Raw genomic sequence first — 13,057 nt, forward strand, 5'->3', positions numbered from 1 at the left:
CCGCGAGAACCGTCAGTAGGATGATGAGGGGCCAACGCCCGAAACCCTTTCTGGTTGACGTGGCGCGGTTCCCCGTGGATCGAACAGGGCGGCGGGCAGGTCGCGGACGATGGCCGCAAGCGCCTCGAAAAACGGCGTCATGGCGGAACTCTTGCGCCACAGCATGGCAATCCGGCGGCTGGGTGCCGGCGCGGCGAAGGCGATCAGGTCCACATTGGGCGACTGGGCTACCGGGGCCTGCACGGCCAGGGCAGGCAACAGCGTGATGCCCACGTTGGCCGACACCATCTGGCGCAGGGTTTCCAGGCTGGTCGCCCGGAATCCGGTCTTCTCGGCGGCGCCGGCCATGTGGCAGACCTCCAGTGCCTGGTCGCGCAGGCAGTGCCCGTCCTCGAGCAACAGCAGGTTCTGGTCCGAAAGGTCATCCATGCGCAGCGGCGCGTGGCCCGCGAGGGGGTGTCCGCTAGGCACGGCAAGGACGAACGGCTCCTCGAACAGGAATTCCACGTGCAGCGAATCGTCGTGGACGGGCAGGGCGAGGATGCCGGCATCCAGGGTGCCCTCGCGCAGCATGTGCAGCACCTGCTCGGTCTTCTCCTCGCGCAGCAACAGCTCGAGGCGGGGGAAGCGCGCCCGCAGCGGCGGCACCACGTGTGGCAGCAGGTAAGGCCCCAGCGTGGGGAAGATGCCCAGGCGGATCGTGCCCGACTCAGGATCGCGCGTGCGCTGGGCGATCGCCTTGATCTCGTCGATCTGCGACAGCACCCCACGGGCGCGCCGTGCGATTTCTCCGCCGGTTTCGGTCAGCAGCACCTTTCGCGGCGTGCGCTCTACCAGCGCGACACCCAGCTCGTCTTCCAGTTTGCGGATCTGGGTGGACAGCGTGGGCTGGCTGACGAAGCTGGCCTCGGCGGCGCGACCGAAGTGGCGGTGTTCCGCAAGGGCGACGAGGTACTGCAGGTCACGCAGGTTCATGGCGGCGGCTCGAGGCAGATCAATAGATGCAGCCTATCACACTGATGCCTACAATCGATTTGAGATAATCGCCGCAGCGGGCTAACCTTGGTATTCAGTCGCGTCACCAAGCGCGCAACGAAACCAACAACCCGTAACGGAGAGTCGAAAACATGCTGACCATCGGCGATAAATTCCCGGAATTCAACCTGCTGGCCGTGAACGGTGGCCCCCTGGCCAACAAGATCGAAGACGCGTTCACGACCATCACCGACAAGTCGTACGAAGGTAAGTGGAAGCTGGTGTTCTTCTACCCGAAGGACTTCACCTTCGTCTGCCCGACCGAGATCAAGGGCTTCAGCGACCTCAACGAGAAGTTCGCCGACCGCGACTGCCAGATCCTGGCCGCCTCGACCGACTCCGAGTTCGTCCACCGCGCCTGGCGCATGGACCACGCCGACCTGAAGGACCTCTCGTTCCCGATGCTGGCGGACATCAAGAAGGACCTGACCTCGGCACTCGGTATCCTCACGGCCGACGGCGTTGCCCAGCGCGCCACGTTCCTGGTCGATCCGAACAACGAGATCCAGTTCGCCTACGTCACGGCCGGTTCGGTTGGCCGCAACCCGGACGAAGTGCTCCGCGTGCTGGACGCCCTGCAGACCGACGAACTGTGCGCCTGCAACTGGAAGTCGGGCGAAGAGACCCTCAAGGTCGCCTGATGCACCAGCGGTTGTAAGTCCCGCGCCGCTCCGCTCCCTCCCCCCGCGTGGCGCGGGCAGCCCCACGGGCGGCGAAGTTCGCTTCGCCGCCCGTTTTTCAAGGTATCCCGGACACGATCCGCGCCCTTCGCGCGAACCGGCACCGTGCGTGCCGCGGTCGTCCGCGCCCTCCTTTCCCCTCTTTCCAAAGACACAAGGTGCATCCCATGAGCGTCGCCGATCTTCGTAGCCAGATTCCCGACTATGCCAAGGACCTCAAGCTCAACCTCGATACGGTCCTGAGCGAAGCGGGTGCCCCGGGCCTGAACCTTGCCCAGATCGCCATGGTGGCCCTCGGTGCCGCCTATTCCACCCGCTACAAGCCGCTGACCCAGGCCATCGCCGCCTTCGCCGCGGAGCATGCCTCGGCCGAGCAGGTGACCGCCGCCAAGGGCTCGGCAGCGATCATGGGCATGAACAACATCTACTACCGCTTCCAGCACCTGGTGAGCCACCCGGAATACGCCAGCATCCCCGCCAAGCTGCGCATGAACGTCATCGGCGCCTACAAGGGCGATGCCAAGAACGATTTCGAACTGGTCTCCCTGGCCGTCTCCGCGGTCAACGGCTGTGGCATGTGCATCGATTCGCACGACAAAGTGCTGCGCGATGGCGGTATTTCCGTCCAGGCCATCCAGAGCGCCGTACGCATCGCCTCGGTTATCCACGCCGTCGGCGTCGTCCTCGAGCAAGCCGAAGCGGCCGGTTAATCAAGCCATGTAGGAGCCCACGATGTGGGCGATGCTTTACCAAGGTTGCCTCGCCACGATGTAGGCGATGCTCCTGTTTCATGCCGCACCGCAACGACAAAAGGGTGCCTTCTGGCACTGTGTCAAAAATCACCCTGTTTGCAGGATGGGGGATTACCCAAAGGGGAGTCCCACCCATCATGCGTCGTTTCGTCCGTCCTCTCGTTCTCACCGCGCTCGCCACCTGCTGTGGCGCAGCGCTCGCCGCCGGCACGGACGCCGCGCCGCCGCTCGGCCACCTGCCGGCCTGGGCCCAGCCGGAAAGCTACAAGCTCGCGTTCAAGGTCGATCCCAGGCAGGAAGACTATTCCGGCTCCTCGACCATCCGGATCAAGCTGGCGCAGCCGTCCGATTTCATCTGGCTGCACGGCAAGGACCTTAAGGTCTCCAAGGTCACCGTGACCGATGCCGCCGGCAAGACGCACACCGGCAAGTACACCGTCGCCGCCGAGAAGGAAGGCGTGGCGAAGGTCGAGCTCGGCGCGAAGCTGCAGGGCGAGATCACCGTCGCCATCGCGTTCACCGCGCCACTGAACAAGCAGCTGCAGGGCCTGTACAAGGTGTCCCACGAGGGCGTGCCCTACGCCATGACCCAGATGGAGCCGGTGTCGGCGCGCTACGCGTTCCCCGGCTTCGACGAGCCGTCGTTCAAGGTGCCGTTCGACCTCAGCCTGACCATCCCGTCCGACGACCAGGGCGTGGCCAATACCGCGCAGGTCAAGGAAGAGAAAGCCGCCGCCGGCTGGAAAACCCTCACCTTCTCCACCACCAAGCCGCTGCCCACCTACCTGGTCGCGTTCGCCGTGGGCCCGTGGGACGTGGTGAAGGGCCCGGACATCAGCCCGACCGCCTACCGCCCCACCGCCACGCCGCTGCGCGGCATCGCCGCCAAGGGCGAGGGCCATCGCATGCAACACGTGCTGGGTGAGACCAACGCCATCATCCACACGCTCGAGGACTATTACGGCTTCGGCTACCCGTATGACAAGCTCGACCTGCTCGCCGCGCCGGACTTCAGCGCGGGTGCGATGGAGAACGCCGGCCTGGTCACCTTCCGCGACTGGCTGCTGCTCATCGATCCGGATTCCGCCGCCCAGTATGTACGCGGCTCGTTCAACGTCAACGCGCACGAGCTGGCCCACCAGTGGACCGGCGACACCGTGACGATGGCCTGGTGGGACGACCTGTGGCTAAACGAGGCGTTCGCCACCTGGATGCAGCAGAAGGTCACCAGCAAGGTGCATCCGGAATACCGTGCCGACCTGGATCGCGTCCGCGGTGCCCAGGGCGCCATGAACAACGACAGCCTCGTGAGCGCCCGCAAGATCCGCCAGCCGATCACCGGTAACGGCGACATCGAGACCGCGTTCGACGGCATCACTTACCAGAAGGGCGCCGCCGTCTTAGGTATGTTCGAAGGCTACGTCAGCGAGCCGGTGTTCCAGAAAGGCATGCGCGCGTACATCCAGAAGCACAAGTTCGCCAATGCCACGGCCGACGACCTGATCGACGCAATCGCCGAGGCCGCGGGCCAGGGCGATGCCTTCAAGAAGGCGTTCCGCAGCTTCCTCGACCAGTCGGGCGTGCCGTATGTCACCACCGAGGTGAAGACCGAAGGTGGCAAGACGGTGCTGCACCTGACGCAGAGTCGCTACCTGCCGCTGGGCAGCACGGGGGACGCCAGCCGCGTGTGGGGCGTGCCCATGTGCGTGCGTTACGGTACCGGCGCGGGAGCCAGCAAGGTCGCGTGCCAGCTGCTCGACCAGGCCACCGGCACGATGGTGCTCGACGGCGCGGCGAAGAACACCTGGGTGATGCCCAATGCCGACGGTCGCGGCTACTACCGCTTCGCGCAGGGCAAGGGTGACCTCGCGGCGTTGGCCAAGGTGGTGGGTACGCTCAGCGATGCCGAGCAGCTGGCGTACGCCGATGCCGTGCGCGCGGCGTTCCAGCACGGCGACATCGATGCCGGCGACGTGCTTGCCGCGATGAAGCCGTTGACAGCCTCGAAGACCCGCGAGGTGTTCACCGCCCCGCTGATGACCTTCGACTGGATCCTCAACCACGAAGCCGTCACCGATGCGCAGAAGAGCCACCTGCGCCAGTGGGCCGTCGATGCCTACCTGCCGAAGCTGAAGGGCCTCGGCTTCCGCAAGAAGGTCGGTGAGGCGGACAACGACACGCTGACCCGCACGGCGCTGGTGGGTTTCCTGGGCGACGACGACATCGCCGAGCCCTCGGTACGCGCGGAGATGCTCAAGCAGGGCGATGCCGCACTGCAGACGAAGGATGGCCACCTCGACCTCGACGCGGCTGATCCTGACCTGCTGGCCGATGCGCTGGGCGTGGCGGTGCAGGAACGTGGCGCGCCGGCCGTCGATGCGCTGATCGCGGAGATCCCCAAGACTTCCGATCCGGCCAAGCGCAACGCGATGCTTTCCGCGCTTGCCTCCACCAAGGATGCGGCGCTGGCCAACAAGGCACGCGACTTCGCCCTGGGCAAGGATGTAAAGGTCGGCGAGATGGCGGCGGTGCTGCGTGGCGGTCGTGCCACGGAAGCCACGCGTAACGACCTGTGGACGTGGTTCACCGCGAACTACGACAAGATCGTGGCGCGTACCGGCAGCTTCGCCGGTGGCCAGCTGCCGGCAATGGCGGCCGGTGGCAGCTGCTCCAAGGCGGAAGCCGATCGCATGGATGCGTTCTTCAAGCCCCGCCTTGGCCAGGTCAGTGGCGCCGATCGTGGTCTCGCGCAGACCAGCGAACAGACGCTGCTGTGCGCGGCGCTGAAGGCCAAGCAGGACCCGAAGACGATTACGCGCTGATCGTCAACTGATGTAGGTTGCGGTCAAAGGCCGGGCGAGAAATCGCCCGGCCTTTTTTGTTCTTTGCGTGTAAGTGTGGACTGTCCCGAAGCCAGAGCTGCGGTCGCTCGCATGGTGCGGCGACGAGGCGCCGGGTGGTCACACTCTGCGCTCGAGCAGCGGCCACAAGTGGCCGAACTCGCTCAGAGCGTAACCACCCAGCGCCTCTGCGACGACAGAGGTAGCGTGTGCGTAGAGCAAAGCGTGGGCGACCTTGGGCGGTTCCACACGGGAGACTCCGTTTTTGGCGATGCAGCGAGTGTCACTTTCGCGGCCCGACATATCTTCTGCGGTAATCGGGGGAGAATCCTTCGGGGATCAGCGGATCTGGAAGTCGATGCGCACCGGACCGCCCACGCCGTTAGGAATCACCATGTACTGGAAGTTGCCGCCCTCGCGACCGCTGGCATCCCAGGTGCGGCGATAGCCTATGACGGTGCCGCGGCCGTGACAGGGCCGGGGTTGTCCGTTGACGTTGCACAGCGCCTCACTGCGGATCTCACGCAGAGGAGTGCCTAGCAACCGGGCTTGCGCGTTGTGACCGTAGCCTACGTCGTCCGTAGTGATCTGCATCCATGCGCCGCCGTGGTCACGTGCTGTTGCCAATCGATCTTTAACAAGCTCGGTTCCGCCCTTGGAAGATGTCACCGAGTAGACGTAAGCATTGTTTAGGTTGTTGCTCAGAAGCCTTGCTTGCACAGGTGACACGACGAGCAGGCTTGCTGCGATTAGAAATGTTTTCATTGAAGTTCTTCATGAACGACTAGGTCGGTCGAGGCCGATGGTGCGGCTACACCGCTTTTGGCGATATCAGCCGCAAGTGATTGCTGGTGTAAGCCAATGCACTTCGCTCTTGTGCCCAACCTTGACTCCTTTGCATCACGTAGGTTTCTTCCGCGACATGTGTCCCGCATCTGTTGCTTGACATGCTGATCTGCTTTCGTTGTCTACCTTTCTGGAGAAGCGAATCGTGGAAATATCTTCAATGAAGACCAATCAACTCCTTCCAGGAGAAGCGACTATGAAGGCATCGGTGAGTCGTGCCGCTGCTGTCGATCAATCGGAGTCGAGTGCGCGTTCGACACAACGGATCGATTTTTCATATATAACGCCACGGCAACTGCAGGCCTATCTTGACGACATGATCGCGCAAGACAAGATCGATCCTGATGACGCCACGTCTATGTTCAATTCCATTCCGGGTGAGTGGTATGCAGATCAACCGGATGTACCTATCGATTTTTCTTCAAACATCAAGGCGATCGCCGAATTCGATCGAAACAATGGCTATCCGGCCTTGGCTGCCTGGTACGAAGGACTCGCCGAGCGCATGCGAATCATGGAAGATCGTTCGGTCCATATCTCGGTAGTGGCCTGATGGAAGATACGGGTCCACGTTGTGGTCCCTCCCTTGTACCGAATGGATCCGTCCGCGCCTCGCTGATTCTGTTGCGTATTCAAGTCAGGAAAAACGGATACGAAGACTGTTACTTATCTCGACGATATGACGAGGGCCGACGTTTTGCTCTCCATCCCCGCCTGCCTCTGTCGTCGCAGAGGTGGCGGGTGGTTACGCTCTGAGCGAGTTCGGCCGCTTGCGGCCGCTGCTCGAGCGCAGAGTGTGACCACCCGGCGCCTCGTCGCCGCGCCATGCCAGCGACTCAGGCTTTGGCATTGGCTTCGGGAGATACTCCGTCATACGCGAAGAGCCTTTTCGCTCTTGTCATCCCTCCAGCCGGAGATATCGGATCGTGCAATCCAGGTACGTGCATCAACTTAGCCCGGCCGTCCGCCCCTTGCGCTAACCTTGTCCCATGTCATCCAGACCATCCACGCCGCCGCGCGTTGCCACCGCCACCGCCCGCGATGTCGCAGAGGCGGCGGGTGTGTCCATGTCCGCGGTGTCGCGTACGTTTACCGTCGGCGCCAGCGTCTCGGCGAAAACACGGCAGCGTGTGACCGAGGCGGCGGATCGCCTGGGATACCGGCCGAACCATCTGGCGCGCAGCCTGATGACGGGGCGGACGAAGCTGATCGGGCTGGTTTCCAACCACTTCGGTAACCCGACCTTCATGGAAGTCTTCGACCTGTTCACGCGGGAGTTGCAGGCGCGAGGTCTTCGGCCCCTGCTGGCGAACCTGGGCGAGGACGACGACGGCCAGGCGGCCATCGACATGGTGCGGCAGTACAACGTCGACGCCGTGCTGATCGCCACGTCGGCACCGCCGGCGGGCTTCGCGGCGTCCTGTCGCCAGGCGGGCCTGCCGGTCATGCACGTGTTCGGCCGCCCGGGGCGTTCGTCGCCCGTGCCCGTGGTGACGGTGGACAACGTCGCTGGTGGTCGCCTGGTGGCCGAGGCGATGCGCCAGCGTGGCCTGCGTCGGCTGGCCTTCCTCGGCGGCTCCGCCCACGACGCGTCGACCATCGATCGCAGCACCGGCTTCGCTGCCGCGGCCGGACGTTCCCTGCGGCACACCGTACACGCGGGCAACTACACGCACGAGCACGGCCAGCGGGCGATGCATGCGTTGCTCGACAGCGATGCCGCCATCGACGGCGTGTTTTGCGCCGACGACGTCCTGGCGCTCGGGGCGATCGACGCCTGCCGTGAGCGCGGTCTGGCTGTGCCGGATGACATCAGCATCGTCGGCTTCGACGACATGCCGCTGGCAGCGTGGGCGTCCTATGCGCTGACCACCGTGCGTCAGCCCATTCGCCCAATGGTGCTGCACGCCATCGAGCGCATCGTGGCCTGGATGGACGATGCCGACACGGTGCCGCGCAGCAGGCTGTTTCCCTGCGAACTGGTGCTGCGCCGAAGCCTGCGCGAGCGCTAGCCCACATCGACCCAGCGGCGCTCGCGGTTCGATACCAGCGCCGCGTCGATCACCCGGTCCACCGCGTAACCGTCGCGGAAGGTCGGCCAGACCGGCGTGCCGGTGGCCACGGCCTGCAGGAAGTCGCGTGCCTCGATCACGATCTGCTCGTTGTAGCCGGTGCCGTGGCCGGTGCCCTGGTTGAAAGCCAGGTAGTCGGGATGCGCGGGGCCCATCAGCAGCTTCTGGAAGCCGCGTCGCGCAGGCTCGCGGCTGGCGTCGTAAAGCCACAGGGCGTTCTGGTCTTCCTGGTCGAAGGCAAGGGCGCCGCGGGTGCCGGTGATGCGGTAGGTGTAGCCCATCTTTCGGCCGGCGGCCATGCGGCTGAAACTGAGGCTGCCGGTGGCGCCGTTGACGAAGCGCAGCAGCATCTGGCCGAGGTCGTCGTTCTCCACGGGCTCCGGTCCCGTGTCGCCCGCGCGTGTCGCCTGGACGATGCGGGTATCCGCGACCAGGCTGGCGACGGGCCCGACGAGGCGCAGGCACGCGTTGACGATGTGCGAGGCGACATCGCCGAGCGCACCGGCCTCGGTGCCCGTGGCGATGCGCGTGCGCCACGAGGCGGGCAGGGCAGGGTCGTGCAGGTAATCCTCGACATGCTCCGCGGTCACCTGGATCACCTCGCCGATCTCCCCGGAGGCGATGATCTGCCGGGCGAGCTGGCTGGCGGGCGTGCGGATGTAGTTGAAGCCGACCATGTTGGCGATAGCCGCGGCTTCGACCGCCTCCGTCATGGCCAGTGATTCGCGCACGTTCGCGCCGAGCGGTTTTTCACAGAACACCGGTTTGCCCGCGGCCACGCAGGCCATCACCATGTCGAGGTGAGTGCGCGGTGGGGTGGCGACGATCACGGCATCCACGGCCGGGTCGTTGACGAGTTCACGCCAGTGTCCTGTCGAACGACGCCATCCCCAGCGTTGGGCATGCGATGCGGCACCGTCGGCGGTGGAGGTGGCAAGCATCTCGCACACGGGGCGCAGCGGTGTGTCGAACGTCGCCGCCACGCCGTGCAGCGCCAGCGTGTGGGCCTTGCCCATGTATCCCGCGCCGATCAGGCCGATCCTCAGCTCGCTCATCGCGTGGTTTTCCAGAGAGGGGGAGTGTCGACTCTACGGATGCTGCAGTGCGGTTTGCAAGCGCTTGCAATTCGGCCTAGCGTAGTGCCCGAGCCGCCTGAAACGGTCGACACGCCAACGCGCCCCGCGCAGGAGTTGCCATGAATGCCTCCGCCCAGACTGCCCGCCGTCCTGCGATCGAACTTCGTGTCTTTACTGAAGACACGCTCGACACCGGATTCATCGTCAACGAGTTGCTGGATGGTGCCGGTGCGATCACCTTGCGCGGTCTGTTTACGCCGGCGGAGATCGCCGAGGCGCGGGCCATCGTCATGCGCGAGTCCGACGCCGATCAGCGCGGCGACAAGGTCACGCACTTCCAGGGCGATGCGGAGCGGGCCGGTCGGCTCAACCTGCAGCGCCGCGTCTGGAACCTGCTGGCCAAGGGCGAGGTGTTCTCGCGGATGGCCGCGCATCCGGTGATCATGCAGGTGATGCGCGCCTTCATCGGCAGCGAGTTCATCATGGGATCGATCGCCGCCAATCGTATCCTTCCGGGCGGTCCGGGGCAGGAGCCACACATCGATTACCCCTACTGGGATTACCACTCGCCGCAGACGCATCCGGCGCGCATCCATTCACGCTTTCCGCTCAACGCGCAGGCGACCATCATGCTCGACCCCTTCACCGAGGAAACGGGTGCGACGGCCTACGTGCCGGGCTCGCAGCGTGACCTGCATTACCCGCAGGACGATGATCGTTTCTTCGAACGCTGCGAGCGCATGCTCGGCCAGCCGGGCGACACCGTGATCTTCTTCGGTGCCGTGTGGCATTGCGCAATGCCCAATCGAAGCACCGTCGATCGCTCGGCGATCATCACCCAGTACCTGCCGAAGTTCGTCAAGCCGATGGAAGACCTGCCGGCCTCGCTGCCCGCGGCGTTCGTCAGGGATGCCAGTCCGGATATCCGCCAGTTGCTGGGGTTGAACTACCCGTACCCGGAGGTGCTGGATGCGGCACGCGGCGGCAACGCCGAGGGCCGCGACGTCATGAAGGCGCGCTGAGGCCGGGTGGCGTCAGTGCCCTGCGGGAACGGGCACGGCAGCGGCAGCGGCAGCGGCAGCGGCAGGGCGCGCCGCCGGCTGGTGAACCCGCTGCTGGACGAAGCGGACCACATCGTCCAGTACCGGTGCGGCATCCTTGCCGCCGCGAAGGGCGAAAAGGATGCCCATGTGGCCCATGTCCGGGTACAGTTTTACCTCGACCGGTTCGCCCTGTGCCTGGTAGCGCCGCTGCAACGACAGCGCGTTGGACGGCCTGACGGTGGAATCGTCCTGCCCTTGTAGCAACAAGGCAGGCGGCTCGTCGCCGTCGACGAAATTGACCGGCTGCGAACGCGCCTGCTCCGCCGCGCTGCGCCCGAACATGTCGATGAAGTCGTCCTGCTTCAGTGGCAGGAAGTCGTACGGACCGGCCAGGCCGATGAAGCCGGCCAGGTCGCGGGGACGCATGCCGACCATCGCCAGTCGGTGTTCGTCGGTCGCCAGCATGGCGGCGATATGACCGCCGGCGGAATGGCCCATCACGACGATGCGCGAGGGGTCGCCACCGTACTCGCCCACCCGGTCGTGCGCCCAGCGTACCGACTTGGCCGCATCGCCCATGAAGCCGTCCAGCTTCACCTTCGGCCAGAGGCGGTAGTCCGGCACGACGGTGACGATGCCGCGGGCCGCCAGGGCCTCACCCACCCATCGATACCACTGGCGTTTGCCGCTCTTCCAGCTGCCGCCGTAGAAGAACACCACCACAGGTGCGTTCTTTGCCTGCACGGGACCGTAGACGTCGAGCGCCAGGCCCTCTGTCGGGTCGTAGACGATGTCGTGGTGGGCCACGACGCCGGTGGAGGACTGCCGCGCGTTGATCGCGCCGAACAGGACGGACTGGCAGCCCGAAAGCAGGAGGGTGCCGAGCGTGACAAAGAAGAGTCGGGTCATGAACAGAGCTTACGGACCGGCCGTGAAAACGGATGCACGGCGCGGGATCAGTGCTCGAGGGCAACCGGATGGCGGCCGATGAAGTCCAGCGTGTCGTCGAGTACGGGGGCTGTGGCCCGTCGCGGACCGAAAGCGAGCAGCAGGCCTTCGTGGCCGAGGCCGGGATAGAGACGCAGTTCCACGGATTCGCCCTGCTGGGCATAACGGCCTTCGAACGCGACGGCTTCGGCTGGCGACACGATGGTGTCGTCCTCACCCTGCAGGATGAGCGCGGGCGGCTCGTCGCCGTCCACGAAGTTGATCGGCTGCGACAGGGCCTGTTCGGTGGCGCTGTGCCCGAAGATATCGGCGAATGCGGGCTCGTCGAACGGAATGAAGTCGTAGGTGCCGGCCACGCCAATGATGCCGGCGAGCTCGCGCGGCCGCATGTCCACCGCGGCCAGCCATTGCTTGTCCACGGCGAGCATGGCGGCGATCTGCCCACCGGACGAATGCCCCATCACGAATTCGTCGTGCGGATCGCCGCCGAACGTGGCGGCGTGGTCGCGCGTCCAGCGCACGGCTTCGGCGGCATCGTGGAGAAACCCTTTCATCCGCACGGTCGGCCACAAGCGGACGTCGGCGACTACCGTCACCACGCCACGCGCGGCCAGGGCCTCGCCCATCCAGCGAAACCACTGCCGCCGGCCGCCCATCCAGCTGCCGCCGTAGAAGTACACGACGACGGGTGCATGCCGGGCGTGGGCGGGCGCGTAGACGTCCAGTGCCGTGCCTGTCGCGGTGTCGTAGATGATGTCCCGATGCGATACCACGCCATCGGTCGGCTGGCGCAGATTCACCGCGTCGAAGAACGCGGCCTTGCACCCGCCGAGGAGCAGGACCAGCAGGAGGAGGGCGGCGCGAAGCGACATGGCGCGATTGTAGCCGCGGCCACCTTACCGGCGTCTTCCCAGGGTGCGCGGGCTAGAATGCGTCGATGACCGATGTCCGCACCCTCCTGCGCCAGTCCACCATCGACCTCGGCAATCGCCTCGAGGCCGAGCTGCTGCTCGCGCACGTGGTGGGGGTAAATCGGGCCTGGTTTTTCGCCCATGCGGGCGACGCTCTGGATCCCGCCATGGCGGAACGGTTCGCCGGCCTAGTGCAACGGCGCGCCGCCGGCGAGCCGGTGGCCTATATCACCGGCACCCGCGACTTCTGGTCGATGACGCTCGAGGTCACGGCCGCCACGCTGATCCCGCGCCCGGATACCGAGCGGCTGGTCGAACTGGCACTGGAACGCCTGCCGCGGGGCGCGAGCGTGGTCGACCTGGGCACCGGCAGCGGGGCCATCGCCCTGGCGCTGGCGAAGGAACGGCCCGATCTCTCGGTGACGGCGGTGGACGCCAGCCTGGCGGCGCTCGAGGTTGCCCGGCGCAACGCCGACCGTCTCGGCCTGACGCGGGTAAGGTTCCTTGCCGGCGACTGGTTCGCGCCGCTGGCGGGCGAGCGTTTCGCCCTGATCGTCAGCAACCCGCCCTACATCGAATCGGACGACCCGCACCTGGACCAGGGGGACCTTCGTTTCGAGCCTGCCAGCGCGCTGGCCTCGGGCAGCGACGGCCTGGACGACATCCGGCGTATCGCATCCGGCGCGCCAGACCATCTGCACCCGGGCGGATGGTTGCTCGTGGAGCATGGCTGGAACCAGGGGGTAGACGTCCGCACCGTGCTGGCATCGTGCAGCCTGCAGGACGTGTTCACGGCGCAGGATCTCGAAGACCGTGACCGGGTGTCCGGCGGATGCAAGGCCCTCACACCCTGA

General features: G+C 65.6%; 12 protein-coding genes. 7 read left to right on the forward strand and 5 right to left on the reverse strand.

Translation table 11 applies throughout. The features are described 5' to 3' along the window. Nucleotides 1-12 precede the first annotated feature (12 nt). Entirely contained in the window at nucleotides 13-975 is a 963-nt protein-coding gene (oxyR, locus tag ACVKN3_RS16480) for a DNA-binding transcriptional regulator OxyR (RefSeq protein ID WP_354516297.1), read from the reverse strand. Nucleotides 976-1,127: 152 nt separating this feature from the next. Between oxyR and ACVKN3_RS16485 the strand changes: the two genes are divergently transcribed. The 3 genes from ACVKN3_RS16485 to ACVKN3_RS16495 all read left to right on the forward strand — a co-directional run bounded on the left by ACVKN3_RS16485 (nucleotide 1,128) and on the right by ACVKN3_RS16495 (nucleotide 5,289). Continuing rightward, the gene (locus tag ACVKN3_RS16485; protein WP_036137465.1) at nucleotides 1,128-1,676 is read left to right on the forward strand and encodes a peroxiredoxin; all 549 of its coding nucleotides are present in this window, start codon (nucleotides 1,128-1,130) and stop codon (nucleotides 1,674-1,676) included. 206 nt (nucleotides 1,677-1,882) lie between these two features. Further along, nucleotides 1,883-2,425: a carboxymuconolactone decarboxylase family protein gene (locus ACVKN3_RS16490; RefSeq protein ID WP_285403667.1), complete on the forward strand. Its 543-nt coding sequence runs from the start codon at nucleotides 1,883-1,885 to the stop codon at nucleotides 2,423-2,425. Between the two features lie 179 nt (nucleotides 2,426-2,604). Beyond that, complete coding sequence (locus ACVKN3_RS16495) at nucleotides 2,605-5,289, forward strand: M1 family metallopeptidase (protein ID WP_285403669.1); 2,685 nt, start codon at nucleotides 2,605-2,607, stop codon at nucleotides 5,287-5,289. A 357-nt stretch (nucleotides 5,290-5,646) separates the two neighbouring features. Here ACVKN3_RS16495 and ACVKN3_RS16500 read toward each other — a convergent pair whose 3' ends face one another. Then, entirely contained in the window at nucleotides 5,647-6,072 is a 426-nt protein-coding gene (locus ACVKN3_RS16500; protein WP_354516295.1) for a DUF4879 domain-containing protein, read from the reverse strand. A gap of 241 nt (nucleotides 6,073-6,313) precedes the next feature. Between ACVKN3_RS16500 and ACVKN3_RS16505 the strand changes: the two genes are divergently transcribed. Both ACVKN3_RS16505 and ACVKN3_RS16510 read left to right on the forward strand, forming a co-directional pair. Then, complete coding sequence (locus ACVKN3_RS16505) at nucleotides 6,314-6,706, forward strand: hypothetical protein (RefSeq protein ID WP_285403679.1); 393 nt, start codon at nucleotides 6,314-6,316, stop codon at nucleotides 6,704-6,706. Nucleotides 6,707-7,142: 436 nt separating this feature from the next. Beyond that, the gene (locus tag ACVKN3_RS16510; protein ID WP_285403682.1) at nucleotides 7,143-8,165 is read left to right on the forward strand and encodes a LacI family DNA-binding transcriptional regulator; all 1,023 of its coding nucleotides are present in this window, start codon (nucleotides 7,143-7,145) and stop codon (nucleotides 8,163-8,165) included. Here the strand turns inward: ACVKN3_RS16510 and ACVKN3_RS16515 are convergent. Further along, a complete protein-coding gene (locus tag ACVKN3_RS16515) occupies nucleotides 8,162-9,280 on the reverse strand; it encodes a Gfo/Idh/MocA family protein (protein WP_354516292.1) in 1,119 nt (372 codons plus the stop codon). The two genes, ACVKN3_RS16510 and ACVKN3_RS16515, sit on opposite strands and share 4 nt — an antisense overlap. A gap of 140 nt (nucleotides 9,281-9,420) precedes the next feature. Between ACVKN3_RS16515 and ACVKN3_RS16520 the strand changes: the two genes are divergently transcribed. Next, nucleotides 9,421-10,323 carry a phytanoyl-CoA dioxygenase family protein gene (locus tag ACVKN3_RS16520; protein ID WP_354516290.1) on the forward strand — a complete coding sequence of 301 codons (903 nt, stop codon included), beginning with the start codon at nucleotides 9,421-9,423 and terminating at the stop codon, nucleotides 10,321-10,323. 12 nt (nucleotides 10,324-10,335) lie between these two features. Here the strand turns inward: ACVKN3_RS16520 and ACVKN3_RS16525 are convergent, their stop codons facing one another. Together ACVKN3_RS16525 and ACVKN3_RS16530 are read right to left on the reverse strand one after the other, a co-directional pair. Then, nucleotides 10,336-11,253 (reverse strand): alpha/beta hydrolase, encoded by a 918-nt coding sequence (locus ACVKN3_RS16525; RefSeq protein ID WP_354516288.1) that lies wholly within the window; start codon nucleotides 11,251-11,253, stop codon nucleotides 10,336-10,338. Between the two features lie 47 nt (nucleotides 11,254-11,300). Next, on the reverse strand, nucleotides 11,301-12,164 hold the full coding sequence (locus tag ACVKN3_RS16530; protein ID WP_354516286.1) for an alpha/beta hydrolase: 864 nt from the start codon (nucleotides 12,162-12,164) through the stop codon (nucleotides 11,301-11,303). Between the two features lie 65 nt (nucleotides 12,165-12,229). Here ACVKN3_RS16530 and prmC point away from each other — a divergent pair, with 65 nt between their 5' ends. Beyond that, nucleotides 12,230-13,057 (forward strand): peptide chain release factor N(5)-glutamine methyltransferase, encoded by an 828-nt coding sequence (gene prmC / locus ACVKN3_RS16535; RefSeq protein ID WP_354516284.1) that lies wholly within the window; start codon nucleotides 12,230-12,232, stop codon nucleotides 13,055-13,057.

The sequence above is a fragment of the Luteibacter sp. PvP120 genome, assembly GCF_054055715.1.